At 72.0% G+C, this 13,891-nt stretch carries 13 protein-coding genes; 3 read left to right on the top strand and 10 right to left on the bottom strand.

Annotated elements, in window-relative coordinates; translation table 11 throughout:
- The first annotated feature begins 223 nt into the window (after nucleotides 1-223).
- Nucleotides 224-1,189 carry a GlxA family transcriptional regulator gene (locus tag ACWDUZ_RS17835; protein WP_451632745.1) on the top strand — a complete coding sequence of 322 codons (966 nt, stop codon included), beginning with the start codon at nucleotides 224-226 and terminating at the stop codon, nucleotides 1,187-1,189.
- 130 nt (nucleotides 1,190-1,319) lie between these two features.
- On the opposite strand, the gene ACWDUZ_RS17830 is transcribed toward ACWDUZ_RS17835, so the two are convergent.
- From ACWDUZ_RS17830 to ACWDUZ_RS17785, 10 genes are all read right to left on the bottom strand, one after another.
- On the bottom strand, nucleotides 1,320-2,696 hold the full coding sequence (locus ACWDUZ_RS17830) for a bifunctional albaflavenone monooxygenase/terpene synthase (RefSeq protein WP_451632744.1): 1,377 nt from the start codon (nucleotides 2,694-2,696) through the stop codon (nucleotides 1,320-1,322).
- Nucleotides 2,693-3,778 carry an epi-isozizaene synthase gene (gene cyc1 / locus ACWDUZ_RS17825; RefSeq protein ID WP_451632743.1) on the bottom strand — a complete coding sequence of 362 codons (1,086 nt, stop codon included), beginning with the start codon at nucleotides 3,776-3,778 and terminating at the stop codon, nucleotides 2,693-2,695. The genes ACWDUZ_RS17830 and cyc1 overlap by 4 nt, the downstream gene beginning before the upstream one ends.
- Before the next feature lie 308 nt (nucleotides 3,779-4,086).
- Nucleotides 4,087-4,737 (bottom strand): peptide deformylase, encoded by a 651-nt coding sequence (def, locus tag ACWDUZ_RS17820; RefSeq protein ID WP_451632742.1) that lies wholly within the window; start codon nucleotides 4,735-4,737, stop codon nucleotides 4,087-4,089.
- A gap of 104 nt (nucleotides 4,738-4,841) precedes the next feature.
- Nucleotides 4,842-5,822, bottom strand: coding sequence for a tetratricopeptide repeat protein (locus ACWDUZ_RS17815; protein WP_451632741.1), 981 nt, complete (start codon nucleotides 5,820-5,822; stop codon nucleotides 4,842-4,844).
- A gap of 105 nt (nucleotides 5,823-5,927) precedes the next feature.
- Entirely contained in the window at nucleotides 5,928-7,166 is a 1,239-nt protein-coding gene (locus ACWDUZ_RS17810) for an HD-GYP domain-containing protein (RefSeq protein ID WP_451632740.1), read from the bottom strand.
- Nucleotides 7,163-8,587, bottom strand: a complete 1,425-nt coding sequence (locus tag ACWDUZ_RS17805) for an HD-GYP domain-containing protein (protein ID WP_451632739.1) — start codon at nucleotides 8,585-8,587, stop codon at nucleotides 7,163-7,165. Before ACWDUZ_RS17805 ends, ACWDUZ_RS17810 begins: the two co-directional genes overlap by 4 nt.
- Before the next feature lie 156 nt (nucleotides 8,588-8,743).
- On the bottom strand, nucleotides 8,744-9,055 hold the full coding sequence (gene rsrA, locus ACWDUZ_RS17800) for a mycothiol system anti-sigma-R factor (RefSeq protein ID WP_451632738.1): 312 nt from the start codon (nucleotides 9,053-9,055) through the stop codon (nucleotides 8,744-8,746).
- Nucleotides 9,052-9,747, bottom strand: a complete 696-nt coding sequence (gene sigR / locus ACWDUZ_RS17795; RefSeq protein WP_451632737.1) for an RNA polymerase sigma factor SigR — start codon at nucleotides 9,745-9,747, stop codon at nucleotides 9,052-9,054. Before sigR ends, rsrA begins: the two co-directional genes overlap by 4 nt.
- Nucleotides 9,748-10,053: 306 nt before the next feature.
- Nucleotides 10,054-10,701 (bottom strand): alpha/beta hydrolase family protein, encoded by a 648-nt coding sequence (locus ACWDUZ_RS17790; RefSeq protein ID WP_451632736.1) that lies wholly within the window; start codon nucleotides 10,699-10,701, stop codon nucleotides 10,054-10,056.
- Nucleotide 10,702: 1 nt separating this feature from the next.
- Nucleotides 10,703-11,518 carry an SOS response-associated peptidase gene (locus ACWDUZ_RS17785; protein ID WP_451632735.1) on the bottom strand — a complete coding sequence of 272 codons (816 nt, stop codon included), beginning with the start codon at nucleotides 11,516-11,518 and terminating at the stop codon, nucleotides 10,703-10,705.
- Nucleotides 11,519-11,621: 103 nt separating this feature from the next.
- Between ACWDUZ_RS17785 and ACWDUZ_RS17780 the strand changes: the two genes are divergently transcribed.
- Both ACWDUZ_RS17780 and aroA read left to right on the top strand, forming a co-directional pair.
- Complete coding sequence (locus ACWDUZ_RS17780) at nucleotides 11,622-12,344, top strand: M50 family metallopeptidase (protein ID WP_451632734.1); 723 nt, start codon at nucleotides 11,622-11,624, stop codon at nucleotides 12,342-12,344.
- Nucleotides 12,345-12,544: 200 nt separating this feature from the next.
- Nucleotides 12,545-13,873: a 3-phosphoshikimate 1-carboxyvinyltransferase gene (gene aroA, locus ACWDUZ_RS17775; protein WP_451632733.1), complete on the top strand. Its 1,329-nt coding sequence runs from the start codon at nucleotides 12,545-12,547 to the stop codon at nucleotides 13,871-13,873.
- Nucleotides 13,874-13,891: the final 18 nt, after the last annotated feature.

Raw genomic sequence — 13,891 nt, 5'->3', positions numbered from 1 at the left:
GAGCCGCCCTCAGCCGGCGGTCGATGCGCCGCTCGTGCACCATGCCGATCACCGAGGGGAGGATCACCAGCACCAGGAGTCCGAAGGCCGCCGGCATTCCGATCAGGGCTTGTGTCTGGTCTGCGTTCATGCACACCACTGTCGCGCCCGATGCTCCTTACCGTCAGTGGCAGGACTGCCGTACACCTTCAAATTCCTGCCACTCACAGGGCAGACTGGGGGCATGCTGCAGAACGTGGCCGCCGTCCTGCTGGACGGCGTGCATCCTTTCGAACTCGGCGTGGTGTGCGAGGTCTTCGGCATCGACCGCAGCGACGACGGACTCCCGGTGTACGACTTCGCGGTGGTCTCGGCGGAGGGCCCGGCGCTGGGCACCCATGTGGGCGGCCTGAGCGTCAGCACGTCCTACGGACTCGACCGGCTCGACGAGGCGGACCTGATCGCGGTACCCGCCGGGAGCGACTACGCCCGCCGGGAGTACCCGCCCGAGCTGCTGGACTCGCTGCGGCGGGCCGTGGACCGGGGCGCGCGGGTGCTGAGCGTGTGCTCCGGGGTCTTCGTACTGGGCGCGGCCGGGCTGCTGGAGGGGCGGCGGTGCGCGGTGCACTGGCACCATGCGGCGGAGCTGACCCGGCAGTATCCGGGCGCGACCGTCGAGCCGGACGTGCTCTACGTCGACGAGGACCCGGTGATCACCTCCGCGGGGACGGCCGCCGGCATCGACGCCTGTCTGCACATCGTGCGCAAGGAACAGGGGCCGGAGGTGGCCAACAAGATCGCCCGGCGGATGGTGGTGCCGCCGCACCGGGACGGCGGTCAGGCGCAGTACATCGAGCGTCCGCTGCCCAAGTCGCCGTGCGACACCGTCGGCGAGGTGCTGGTGTGGATGGAGCAGCACCTCGACGAGGAGGTCACCGTGGAACAGCTCGCCGCCCGCGCCCACATGTCGCCACGCACCTTCGCCCGCCGCTTCCAGCAGGAGACGGGCACCACTCCCTACCGCTGGATCCTGCGTCAGCGGGTGCTGCTGGCGCAGCACCTGCTGGAGGCGACGGACGAGACGATGGACGCCATCGCGGACCGGTCCGGTTTCGGCACGGCGGCGGCGCTGCGGCACCAGTTCGTGCGGGCGCTGGGCACCACCCCGAACGCCTACCGGCGCGCGTTCAGGGGCCCGCAGGCCGCCTGAACACGTGCTCCGGGACGGGTCCCCGGCAAGTCAGCGGGCCGGGGGGCGATGACCGGGGCACCCGTCCGGTCGACCGGCCGTCGCCCCGCCGACCGGCCGGGTGCCGCCCGACCGGCCGGGTGCCGCCCGGTCAGCGGGGCAGGGCCCGCAGCAGCAGGCGGCGCGGGCGCATGGTGATGCCGATGCGCGGCCTGGGGTCGGAGCCGGGGGCCTGCTCGAAGCGGTAGGCGGCGGCGATCGCCGCGGTGATCAGCGTGAGTTCGGCCATCGAGAAGTGGTCGCTCGGGCACTTGCGGTTGCCCACGCTGAACGGCTCCATCGCGTGCTTCGGGACCGTCTTGGACCGCTCCGGGAGCCAGCGATCGGGGTCGAAGTCCTCCGGGCGCTCGTAGGAGCGGTGGTCGTGCTGGATGGCGTACGGACTGTAGATGAGGTCCGCGCCCTCGGGGATGCGGTATCCGCCGAGCCGGGTGTCGGTCACCGCCCGCCGGGTCAGAATCCAGACGGCCGGATACATCCGCATTGTCTCGACGACGACATTCGTGGTGTACCTCAGCTTTCGGACGTCGTCGAATGCGACCGGCCGGTCCCCCGCAACAGTTTTCACCTCGTCCCGGATCTTGCCCCCGAGATCCGGGTGCTCGGCGAGCACGAGGAGCAGCGACATGATCGTGGAACCCACGGTCTCGCTTCCTGCGGTGAGTATCGCGACGACCTGATCGTGGATCTCCTGTTCCCCAATGGGCTCGCCATTCTCGTCCTTCGCCTCCAGCAAAGCCGTCAGCAAATCGTCCGGTTTTTGACCGCTCGCCCGCCGGTCGGCGATGATCTCGTCGACCAGCAGGTGCAAGTCGGCCAAGGCCCGGTTGAATTCGCGGTTCGCCTTGAACGGCACCTTGTATAGCGGTCCGAGGGGTACCACCATGCGCTGGTACATGCCGCTGAACAGGGTGGCCAGCGCGGCGCATATGCGCTCGGCGCGGGAGTCCATGTACCTGCCGCGCATGAGGCAGCGGCCGGCGACGCGGACGGCCACGCGGAAGGACTCGGTCGTGACGTCGAGCACCTTCCCGGAGCTCCAGCGCGTCACCAGTGCATGTGCCTCCTCGGCCATGATCGGCCCGTACTCGGGGATCGCGTCGAGCCGGAAGGCGGGCTGGATGGTGCGGCGCTGACGCCGGTGCTGCGGGCCGTTGGCGGTGGCCACGCCCTCCTTGCCGAGCAGGCCCTCCAGGGACTCCCAGAGCGGGCCGGCGATGATGTAGTCGGGACTGAGGGCCACCGCCCCGGTGAGGGCCGGCGCGGTGACGGCGTACACCGTCTTGGGGCCGAGCCTGAGGCGGACGACGTCGCCGTGGTCGCGCAGCCCGCCCAGGAAGGCCAGCGGGTCGCGGGCCAGTTTCAGGCCGTGTCCGAGGAGCGGGAGCGCCCCCTCGGCCACGGGCGGCTCACGCAGTTCCGCTCCCGGCTCGGGCCGGGTCTCGGACTTCACCGACTCGACGGTCATTTCTCACCTGCCGCTTCGTTGTTGACGTACGGAGGCGTCGACCGGTCGTCCCAGCTGTCGACCATGTACCGGCCGGACTCGTGGTGGAACCAGTAGACGGAACTGAACCAGTTGCGCATATTTCCGATGCAGGCCCGTACGGCGGCACTCAGTTCCTTTCCGCGCACCGTGCCGTCCGCGAGGCCGTCGGCGAAATCTAAAGCCTCCTGCTCCGCGACGAGGAATTCGGAGATGCATTCCTCGACGCGCCTGCGAATTTCCGCGATCGCCTCCTCGAGAGTCAGCCCGTCGTGTTTGACAAGGCTTATCCCGAGGTTGTGCACCTCGTCACCCGCGATTTCCTTGGGCAGCGAACACAGGTCGTTGTACCAGGCGGCGAATTCCTGGCTGAGCAACGCCGGACGCCGATAGGCGGGGTGCTTCCGTACGGCGTCCGGGAGTTCCAGGCCCGCGCTCGGCTCCAGCAGGTCCGTCCAGATCCAGTGCGCGAAGGTGAGTCGGCGCAGGGCGAGGTACTCCTCGACGGTGGGCACGATGCCCTCGGTGCGGTTGTGGAACTCCCGGTCGTACGCCTCGATCACCGTGTGGAAGTGTCGGGCGAAGCGGGCGTTCCATGTGGCCGGCAGGAACGAGTACAGCCGCAGCACGCTGTCCGCGAGCCCCGCGACCAGGGTGTCCTGGTGGTGCAGGTGTTCCCGGGGTGCGTCGAGGGCCGTGTGCAGTGCGCTCCGCAGCCGCCGCCAGGCGACCGGCCGGCCGTGGACGATGTCGCGGTCGTGCCGGTCGTCCCAGAGGAAGAACCAGGCGCTGTAGTCCGCTATGGCCTGGAGCACGTCGTCCGGCGCGCCGATGTAGTAGCCCGCCATCAGGTCGGTGTAGCGCAAGCCGTCGGCATGTTCCTCGATCTTGTCCGCCGGCATGAGCCGTTTTTCCAGCAGCCAGCAGCGGGTCTTCTCCTGGAGTTTGGGCCAATAGGCATGGAGTTGCCTGGGGAACGCGGCCTCGATCACCGGGAGAGCGAGCGATGATGGTACTGCGACCGCAGTCGCTGTCGTTGTGGTGCTGTATGGGAAAGCTGGCACGAACAACCCCTCTCAGCCGCCAGTGGCGCCCGCCCCTTCCGCTGTGCCCGGCGCACGCCGTCGCGTATCCCCGCACTCCCATTCAGCACCACAACTGACCGTTCTGGGAACGGATTTGCTCCACTCACTACCCCGGATGCCGAGAATATCCCCTTGTGTGACTGGTTTTTGCTCGACGGACACGCGCGGGCGATCGAATGCCGACGCACACAAGTGCGGCGCCCGACCGGTCGTTCCGGTCGGGCGCCGTGCACAGGGGACACACGGGACACTCGCGTACGGGGCACCCGCCCCGCGCAACGGGCCCCTCAGTCGTTGGCGACCACGGGGTAGCGCGGCGCGTTCTCGGCCATCTGCCGCAGGGCTTCCTTGCGCTCCCGCTTGGAGAGCCGGTCGATGTAGAGGTAGCCGTAGAGGTGGTCGGTCTCGTGCTGCAAACAGCGCGCGAAGTAGCCGGTGCCGCGCACCTTGATCGGGTTGCCCCGCTCGTCCTGGCCGGTGACCTCGGCGTAGTCCGGGCGGGCCAGCGGCGCGTATGCGGTGGGCACGGACAGGCAGCCCTCGTTGCTGTCGTCCAGGCGGCGGCGGTCGGCGGGCAGTTCGACCAGCTTGGGGTTGCAGACCACGCCGACGTGCCGCACGCCCTCGTCGTCCCCGCAGTCATAGACGAAGACCTTCAGGTCGACACCGATCTGGTTGGCGGCCAGGCCCACGCCCTCGGCGGTGCGCTGGCTGGCGAACATGTCCGCGACCAGCTGCTGGAGCTCGTCGCCGAACTCGGTGACGTCCTTGCACTCCTTGTGCAGCACGGGGTTGCCGACGACCGTGATCGGCCGCGAGGTACCGCGCTCGCGCCACGCCGTCTCGCGCTCCTCGCAGTCCCCGGTGTCGACGACATAGCCCTCGTCGTCCACGGGGAGCACGCCCGCGTGCTGCTGATCGGTGTCCTGCTGCGCCATGACCGACGTACGCCTTCCTGCAAGCCTGAGAGATTCTGCCAGTACAGCCTAAGGGGGCCGACGGACACTCGGGTCTCCGTCGGGACACCGGCGGCGGACGGGGGTCAGCAGACCTCTTCCAGGTCCCGCCAGTCCCGGGAGTCCGGGCTGTCCGCGACCCACCCGTCCAGCAGCCCCCGGACGAGGGCCGCCGGTGCGGCCAACCCGCACTCGCGCTCGGGCACCCACAGCTGTCCGTCGGTGCGGTGGCCCAGCGGCCCGGGGTGCCCCGGCTCGCTGTGGTCGTGGGGGTCCAGGTGCACGCCGTCGCCCTCGTCGGACGGCATCCGCGACTCCGAGCAGGTCCGGCACAGCAGCCGCACCGACGAGGACCAGTCCTCGGCGGCGAAGCCAGCGTCGGCGGCGAGCTGCTCCAGGGCGTCCCGGTCGGCCTCGGTGGCCGCCTCCAACAGGACCACCCAGGTGGGCACGGGCGAGGGCGCCCACAGCTCGATCTCGTCGAAGACCGGGTAGCTGTGCCCGGCCGCGGTGGTCCGCTCGCCGTGCGGCACCCCGTCGTGCAGTACGACCTCGCCCCAGCGCCGCCCGGAGGAGGGCAGCGGGATGGACAGCACCTCGATCCGGGCGGGGTCCAGCCGGCGGCCCCAGACCACCTCGGCCTCGCCCTCCGGCGACAGCCGCACGGCCGCGCTGCCCAGCTCCATGCCCACCGGTTCCCCGGCGGCGGCCGCCCCGCCGGGCACCTTCAGGCCGTAGGCCTGCCAGGCGCGCCGGGCCAGCGGCCAGTCCTGCAGGGCGGTGGCGGCGATCCCGACGTTCCACCAGTCCGGCGCGCCGGACTCCTTCTCCAACAGGGCCACGGCCCGCAGCCCGGCCGTCCTGGCCTGCTCCCAGTCGTGCCGGAACTTGTGCAGCAGGGCGAGGTTGAACCAGGACTCCGACAGCCAGGGCTCCAGGTCGGCCGCGCGCGTCAGCAGCGCGCCCGCGTCCTCGTACCGGCCGTCGCCGATCAGGGTGAACGCGCGGTCGGTGGCCTGCCGCCAGGAGGCGGAGGGCCGGTGCCGTCCCTTGCCGAAGATCCTCACGATTCCCGCCTGCCAGTTCCGTTGTGTGGGCTGGCTCCTGCCCCCGGTTTCCCTTTCCTTCGCATCCAACCACGTACGGCTTGAAGGGCGCTCATTACCCATGGGTTACCCCGTGGCGGGCGGCGTCAGACAGTCCCGCGACAGCACCCGGGCCAGCGATTCGACCACCTCGGGCGCGTAGTCGCCGGCCGTGGCCAGCCGCAGCTCCTCCAGTGCCCTGAGCGGTCCGCCGGGTCCGGCGTCGCGCGCCTTCTCGTCGTAGGCGTTCACGGCCCGCACGATCCGGGCGGGCAGCGGCTGCTCCCGGCAGGGGTCGGCCTGCCGCTCCACCACCACCGCCACCTCCTGGGAGACCCCGGTCTGGCGGACCACGGCCCCGCCGAGCAGCGCGATGCGCCGCTGCTCGGCGACGGGCAGGCCGGCCGTCGCCCCCGCGGGCATCGGGTCGACCAGGCTGAGCTGCCCGATGTCGTGCATGAGCGCGGCATGCTCCAGCACGGTCAGCTCCGGTTCGGTCAGCCCCAGGTCCCTCCCCACGGCCACGCTGAGCGCGGCGACCCGGCGGGCGTGCCCGGCCGGGGTGTACCCGGCCACCTCGGTGGCCCGGGCCAGCGAGGCGATGGTCTGCCGGTAGGTGTCCCGCACGGCCGCGTACCGCCGGAAGGACAGCTGGGTGAGCAGCAGCGGCAGCGAGAAGACGGGCAGCGCCCACAACCCGGCGACGGCGACCGCGAGGGCCATCACCGCGCCCGTCGCGCACACCGCCGACCCGATCCCGAGCAGACCCCGCAGCTCCTCCCGGAGCAGCGGGCCGAACGGCCACCCCGTGCGGCAGTGGGCGGGCACGGCGGCGAGCACGGCCCCGCACAGGGCGGTGAGCGCCAGGAGCGCGAGCAGCAGCAGGGCGTACGCCGGGCCCACCCAGCCCCGGAAGACGCCTTGGCCGTACAGCGGTTGGAAGCAGACCGCGGCGAAGAAAACGGTGAGGATCCGCCGGGACAGGTGGTCGAGGGTCGATCCCCGCCCACGGGCGATGTGCGGCACGCCGGCCAGCAGACAGGCAGCGAGCACCACGGCGACGGCCTGGAGGGCGCCGTGATGGCTGGGCCGCCCTGCGTTCTCCCCCAGCAGGGCGTACGACAGCGCGCCCGCGGCGCCCAGCGGCGCGGCCTCCCGGGCCTGGCCGCCCGACCACCGGGCCAGCTCCCCCACCAGCACGAGCACACCGAACGCGAGCGCCGTCCCGCGCTCCTCGAGACCGGTCCACACCGTGACGGCGAGCGACAGCAGGCCGACGGCGAGGGCGGAGCCGCGGATCAGCACCAACGGCCACGGCCGGTTCACCCGCGCGTCTCCTCACGCCCGCGGACCGGCCCGGCCGGGGCACGGGGGGCGCGGTGCCTGCCCGGGGCGCGTGGCGCGCCGTGTCCGGACCGAGGCGACGGCGTACCGTCCCCGGGCGGAGGCGGCGGCGCGCCGTCCTCCGCCGTGACCGCGGGGTGCCAGCCGTTTCGGTCCAGGGCCCGCACCAGGGCCGTGACCATGCGCGGGTCGAACTGGGCGCCCGCGCAGCGCTCCAGTTCCCGCAGCGCCGTGGCCACCGGCCGGGCCCTGCGGTAGGAACGGGTGGACGTCATCGCGTCGAAGGCGTCGGCGACGGCCACCACCCGCGCGCACTCCGGGATCTGGCCGCCGCTCAGCCCGTAGGGGTACCCGCTGCCGTCCAGGCGTTCGTGGTGGTGCAGGATCGCCGAGCGTGCCTCGCCGAGGAAGGAGATCCCGCGTACCATCTCGTGTCCGTACTCGGGGTGCAGCTCGATCACCCGCCGCTCCTCGGGGGTCAGCGGGCCGTCCTTGCGCAGCAGCCGGGTGGGCACACCCAGCTTGCCCACGTCGTGCAGGATGCCGGCGAAGCGCAGCACCTCGACGCGATCGTCGTCCATGCCGAGTTCGCGGGCGATCATCATGGAGGCGTGTCCGACCCGCTCGCTGTGGCCGCGCGTGTAGCCGTCCTTGATGTCGACGGCCTGCACCAGCGCCCGGATCGTCGCCTGGTGGGCGGCCCGTTCCCGGTGGTACTGCGCGTACGCCCACCAGGACACGCACATCGGCAGCAGCACCAGGAGGGCGGCCACCGGCCCGTACGGGCTGCGCCAGAGCACGGCCATCATCAGGCCGGCGAGGCCGTGGACGGCGATCGGCGCCAGGGAGCGGGTGAACAGTCCCCGTCGGCCCGGCGGGGCGGGCGATGCCGTCGCCAGCGCCCGGACCCCTCCGTCCAGCGCGGTCAGCACTCCGCAGAACGCCACCACCGCGGCACCGGCCGGGACCAGGGCGTACGGGAAGTCGGGGTCGGCGACGGCGCCCGGGCCGCCCAGTCTCCCGTGCACCGCGGACGCCATCCACACGGCGAGCGCGAGTTGGGCCGCCCGCCAGACGCGGCGCAGCGACTCGGGCCGCTGCCCGGCCGCGGCCAGCAGTGCGCCGGGCAGCGGGACCAGCGCGGCGGCGGACGGCGGCAGCAGAAAGGCCGCGGCCAGCAGCACGGGGTAGAAGGGCCCGGCGGAGCTCCGGCGGGCCAGGTGCTTGCAGCAGGTGTACACGGCGGCCAGCAGGCCGACGACCCACCAGGACGCGTGCGTCACCACCGGCACCGGGACCAGCGGCGGCGCCGTGGCCGGCGCCAGCACCGGCAGCAGGCAGACCAGGGCGCCGACGGCGACGCAGACGACGTATGCACGTGCGCGCGGTGGAACCGCCTCCATGCCGTCCCTCCCCCGTCGCGCCGGTCCTGCCTGCCCACGGCTGGGAGACTAGGGGGCACGGAGGGACGTCCGTGGGCCGATAACCCGCGGATTAGCACGTACGGGTGACGAACGGCCTGCCCCGCGGGGAGCAGGCCTTCGTCGTACGTGGGCCGGTCAGGGCTCCTGGAAGGTGACCGGCTCCTCGGTCACGTCGCGCTCGGAGACGGTCTGGCCGGAGCGGATCAGCTCGAGCCGTCCCATGACCTTGGCGCGCAGGTCGGCGGGTACGTCGTCATGCCCGCAGCACCGCTTGACCAGCTTCTTCACGGCCTGCTCCAGGCCGTACTTCTCCAGACACGGCGAGCACTCCTCGAAGTGCTGCTCGAACTTGGTGCGATCGACGTCCGGCATCTCACGGTCCAGGAACTCGTACAGATGGTCGAGTACCTCACTGCAGTCCGTCTCGTGCGGCTCTCCGCAGCTCATGAGCCCGAGCCTTTCGCTTCGTTCGACTCTCCGGCACCGGCCGGGACCAGTCCGCGATCGCGGGCGTAGTCCTCGAGCATGCCACGCAGCTGACGGCGGCCCCGGTGCAGCCGGGACATCACCGTACCGATGGGTGTCCCCATGATGTCCGCGATCTCCTTGTACGCAAAGCCCTCTACGTCCGCGAGATACACGGCGATACGGAACTCCTCGGGGATGGCCTGGAGCGCTTCCTTCACGTCCGAGTCGGGCAGGTGGTCGAGCGCCTGCGACTCCGCGGAGCGCAGACCCGTCGACATGTGCGACTCGGCGCGGGCGAGCTGCCAGTCCTCGATCTCCTCCGCGGCGGAGCGCTGCGGCTCACGCTGCTTCTTGCGGTAGGAGTTGATGAAGGTGTTGGTCAGGATCCGGTACAGCCACGCCTTGAGGTTGGTGCCCTCACGGAACTGGTGGAAGGAGGCGTACGCCTTGGCGTAGGTCTCCTGCACCAGGTCCTCCGCATCGGCCGGGTTGCGCGTCATGCGCAGGGCGGCCGAGTACATCTGGTCGAGGAATTCCAGCGCGTCCCGCTCGAAGCGCGCGCTGCGCTCGGCGGTCGACTCCGCGGACGCGTCCACGCCCGTGCTCAGGCCCTCGGGCAGCTCCGCCTGGCCGTTGTCGTTCCCTGCGTCGGTCCCGGGAACCGGACCCACCTCCTCAAACGATGGCGCGGGACCGAAACCGGTCCCACTCGATTCGGAGGATAGACGACGACCTGTGCCTCCCGCCGCTCGAATGGGAGCGGTCTTGGCCGCGTGCAGCACGGACCAGTCCAGGTCAGCGCGGCTGCGGCTGGAATCGGACTCTGCCGGGTGCGGCCCGTCCAGGGGATGGCTGCGGGACGCGGGAGGGCAGATGGTCGAACCCATGCGGCGGACTTCCTCTCCTGGGACGTCGGTGCCGAGGCATCAGCACTTCTTTAGCCCTTAACAGTGACCCGCCACCCGGCATTCCCGGGATCACCCGAGTGACGCGATCCACTCCACGACGCCGTCCGTGACGATCTCCAGCGCCCGCTCCTGACTGATCTCCGCGCGTTTGGGCACGGCGAAGCCGTGGTCCCCGTACGGCACCTCGACCAGCCCGTAGGAACCCTCGGGGAACTCCGCCGGCTTCCCGAACGGGTCGTTCCCGCCCTGCACGACCAGCGTCGGCGCCCCGGCACCGAGCAGCTCGTCGGCGCGCGACTTCTCCGGCTTGCCGGGCGGGTGCAGCGGGAAGCTCAGCGCCAGCACGGCGTGGGCGCCCAGTTCGACGGCGGTGCGGCAGGCGACCCGCGCCCCCGCGCTGCGGCCGCCGGAGACGACGGGCAGCCCCGGTGCGGCGAGCGCGGGCCACACACCCCGCCAGCCCACGTCCAGGGTCTTCGGCGCGGGCGCGACCTTCTTCCCGGCGACGCGCCAGGGCTGCTCCACCAGGGCCACGCTCACCCCGCGGCCGGGCAGCACCTCGGCCAGGGCCCGCAGGTCCCGCGCCTCGATGCCGCCCCCGGCGCCATGGCCGACGGCGAGGACCATGGCGGGCTTCCTCGCTCTGTGCCAGGTGATGCGGGCATCACCCGCGTCCGTGGTGACCGTCTCCGGGGTACCGACCGTCTGCGGAGTCATGTCAGAAGAGTGTGCCCTCTTCGGGTGCGGGCAGCTCCTTCAGCAGCTCCGGCCCGTTGTTGCGGACGTTGCTCACGGCGGTGGACACGGGATAGGCGCGCATCAGGCCGGCGGGCGGCGGGGCGAGGAGGGCGCGCAGGTCGTCCACCTCCGTGCGGGCCGGGTCCAGCCAGGCGTCCCAGCGGTCGGGTGTGAGCAGGAGCGGCATCCGGGGGTGGATGTCGGCCAGTGAGCGCGGGCCGTCAGCCGGGGCCACCGCCAGCGGGGTGCGCTCCGCCTCCGTGGTGATCACCGAGCAGGTCGCCCACCAGGCCAGCGGATGGTCGTCGGGCAGCGTGCGGTCCCGCCAGAACTCGTACAGCCCCGCCATCGCGAACACCGAGCCGTCCGCCGGGGTGACGAAGTACGGCTGCTTGCGCGGCCGCTTGCGCCTGCCCTCCACCTCCAGCTCCCGCTCCTGGGTGCCGGTGACCCACTCGTAGTAGCCGTCGGCGGGCACGATGCAGCGCCGGACGGCGAAGGCGCGCCGGTACGAGGGCTTCTCGTGCACGGTCTCCGCCCGCGCGTTGATCATGCGGGCGGCGCCCTCGGGGGACTTCGCCCAGGAGGGCACCAGACCCCACTTCAGCTTCCGCAGCTGCCGAACCGGACGCTTGTCCCCGGCGTCCCTCACAGGGCGGTCCAGGACGACATGGACCTCCTTGGTCGGGGCCACGTTGTAGTCGGGCTCAAGCGTCTCCTCCGGCTCCCACTTCTCGATCTCGAAGATTCCCGCGAGATCCTCGGCTCCGCGACTTGCCGCATACCGTCCGCACATACGTGCAACACTGCCAGGCCCGCCCGTCCCCCGACCACCACCCCTGAACGAGGCGCTTCGCGCCGCCCCTTCCGAACCGCGAGCACAGGAGCCACCGGAACACATGGACAGCCTCGCCTCGACCGCGCTGCCCGGTCTCTGGGACCGGCTCGTGGGCACCCAGCCCGACCCGGACCTGTGGGTGGTGATCGCCACCGCGGTCGCCGCGCTCGGCGTCGTCGTCCCGCACACCCTGTGGCGCGTCTCCCGCAACGCCATCACCATCGCCCACGAGGGCGGCCACGGCCTGGTGGCCCTGTTGAGCGGCCGCACCCTGACCGGTATACGGCTGCACTCCGACACCAGCGGACTGACCGTGAGCCGCGGCAAGCCGTACGGCGCCGGCATGATCCTCACCGCGGCCGCCGGCTACACCGCTCCCCCGTTGCTGGGCCTGGGCGGCGCGGCCCTGCTCGCCGCCGGGCGGATCACGCTGCTGTTGTGGGTGGCCACGGCGCTGCTGGTGGCGGTGCTGGTGATGATCCGCAACGCGTACGGGGCGCTGACCGTGCTGGTCACGGGCGGTTTGTTCCTGCTGGTGTCGTGGCTGACCGGGCCCCAGGTGCAGGCGGCGTTCGCGTACGCGGTGGTGTGGTTCCTGCTGCTGGGCGGGGTGCGGCCGGCCTTCGAGCTCCAGGCTAAGCGGTCCCGTGGCGGTGCCGGGGACTCGGACGCGGACCAGCTGTCCCGGCTGACGCACGTACCGGCGGGCCTGTGGCTGTTCCTGTTCCACGCGGTGTCGCTGTGCTCGCTGATGGGCGGCGGCCGCTGGCTGCTGGGGGTGTGAGCGGGCCGTGGCTACGGGCGCGCTCCGGGCCGGAGGGGCGTACGACTCCGGGAGGTGCGGTGGGCGCACGGCTCCGGGAGGTGCGAGGCGCGACGTACGCGTACGGCGTGGGGTACGGCCGCGCCGCCCGGCGTGCCCGCCCCCGGCCGGGCCGCACCCGTAGGACGGCCTGTCGAAGCGCCTCCTTATAGAGTGGGTCCATGGCCCCGAACCCCGCAGACACCGCCCTCTGGCCCGCCCCGCACGCGAGCGGAGCCGTCGAAGCGACGGTCCACGTGCCCGGGTCCAAGTCGGTCACCAACCGCGCGCTGGTGCTCGCCGCCCTCGCCTCGGAGCCGGGCTGGCTGCGCCGCCCGCTGCGCTCCCGCGACACGCTGCTGATGGCCGGGGCCCTGCGGGAGATGGGCGTGGGCATCGAGGAGACGGTGTCCTCCGCGTCGGGCGCGGGGGCCTCGGGCGAGGCCTGGCGGGTGATCCCCGCGGGGCTGCACGGCCCGGCCACGGTCGACGTCGGCAACGCGGGCACGGTGATGCGCTTCCTGCCGCCGGTCGCGGCGCTGGCCGACGGCCCGGTGCGCTTCGACGGCGACCCTCGTTCGTACGAGCGTCCGCTGCACGGCGTGATCGACGCGCTGCGCGCGCTCGGTGCCCGCATCGACGACGACGGCCGGGGCGCTTTGCCGATGACCGTGCACGGCAGCGGTGCGCTGGACGGCGGCCCGGTCGAGATCGACGCCTCTTCCTCGTCCCAGTTCGTCAGCGCCCTGCTGCTGTCCGGCCCGCGCTTCAACCAGGGCGTCGAGGTCCGGCACACCGGCTCGACGCTGCCGTCGATGCCGCACATCCGGATGACGGTCGACATGCTGCGCGCGGTGGGCGCCCAGGTCGACACTCCGGAGTCGGGCGGCGAGCCGAACGTGTGGCGGGTCACGCCGGGCGCGCTGCTCGGCCGGGACCTGACCGTGGAGCCGGACCTGTCCAACGCCCAGCCGTTCCTGGCGGCGGCGCTGGTGACCGGGGGCAAGGTGGTCGTTCCGGACTGGCCGGAGCGGACCACCCAGCCGGGTGACCGGCTGCGCGAGATCTTCACCGAGATGGGCGGTTCCTGCGAGCTGACCGACTTCGGCCTGGTGTTCACCGGCTCGGGGTCGATCCACGGGATCGACGTGGACCTGGGCGAGGTCGGCGAGCTGACCCCGGGTATCGCCGCGGTCGCCGCGCTGGCGGACTCCCCCTCGACGCTGCGGGGCGTGGCCCATCTGCGGCTGCACGAGACCGACCGGCTGGCCGCGCTGACCAAGGAGATCAACGAGCTCGGCGGCGATGTCACCGAGACCGCCGACGGCCTGCACATCCGCCCGCGCCGGCTGCACGGCGGAATCTTCCACACCTACGAGGACCACCGCATGGCGACGGCCGGCGCGGTCATCGGCCTGGCGGTCGAGGGCGTGCAGATCGAGAACGTGGCGACGACGGCGAAGACCCTTCCGGACTTCCCCGAGTTGTGGGCCGGGATGCTCGGGGCGTAGGGGCGCGAGGACCACGCG

Source organism: Streptomyces sp. NPDC003393, assembly GCF_053589015.1.
The sequence above is the reverse complement of the archived record's forward strand: the minus strand, read 5'-3'. Positions and strand labels throughout refer to the sequence as shown.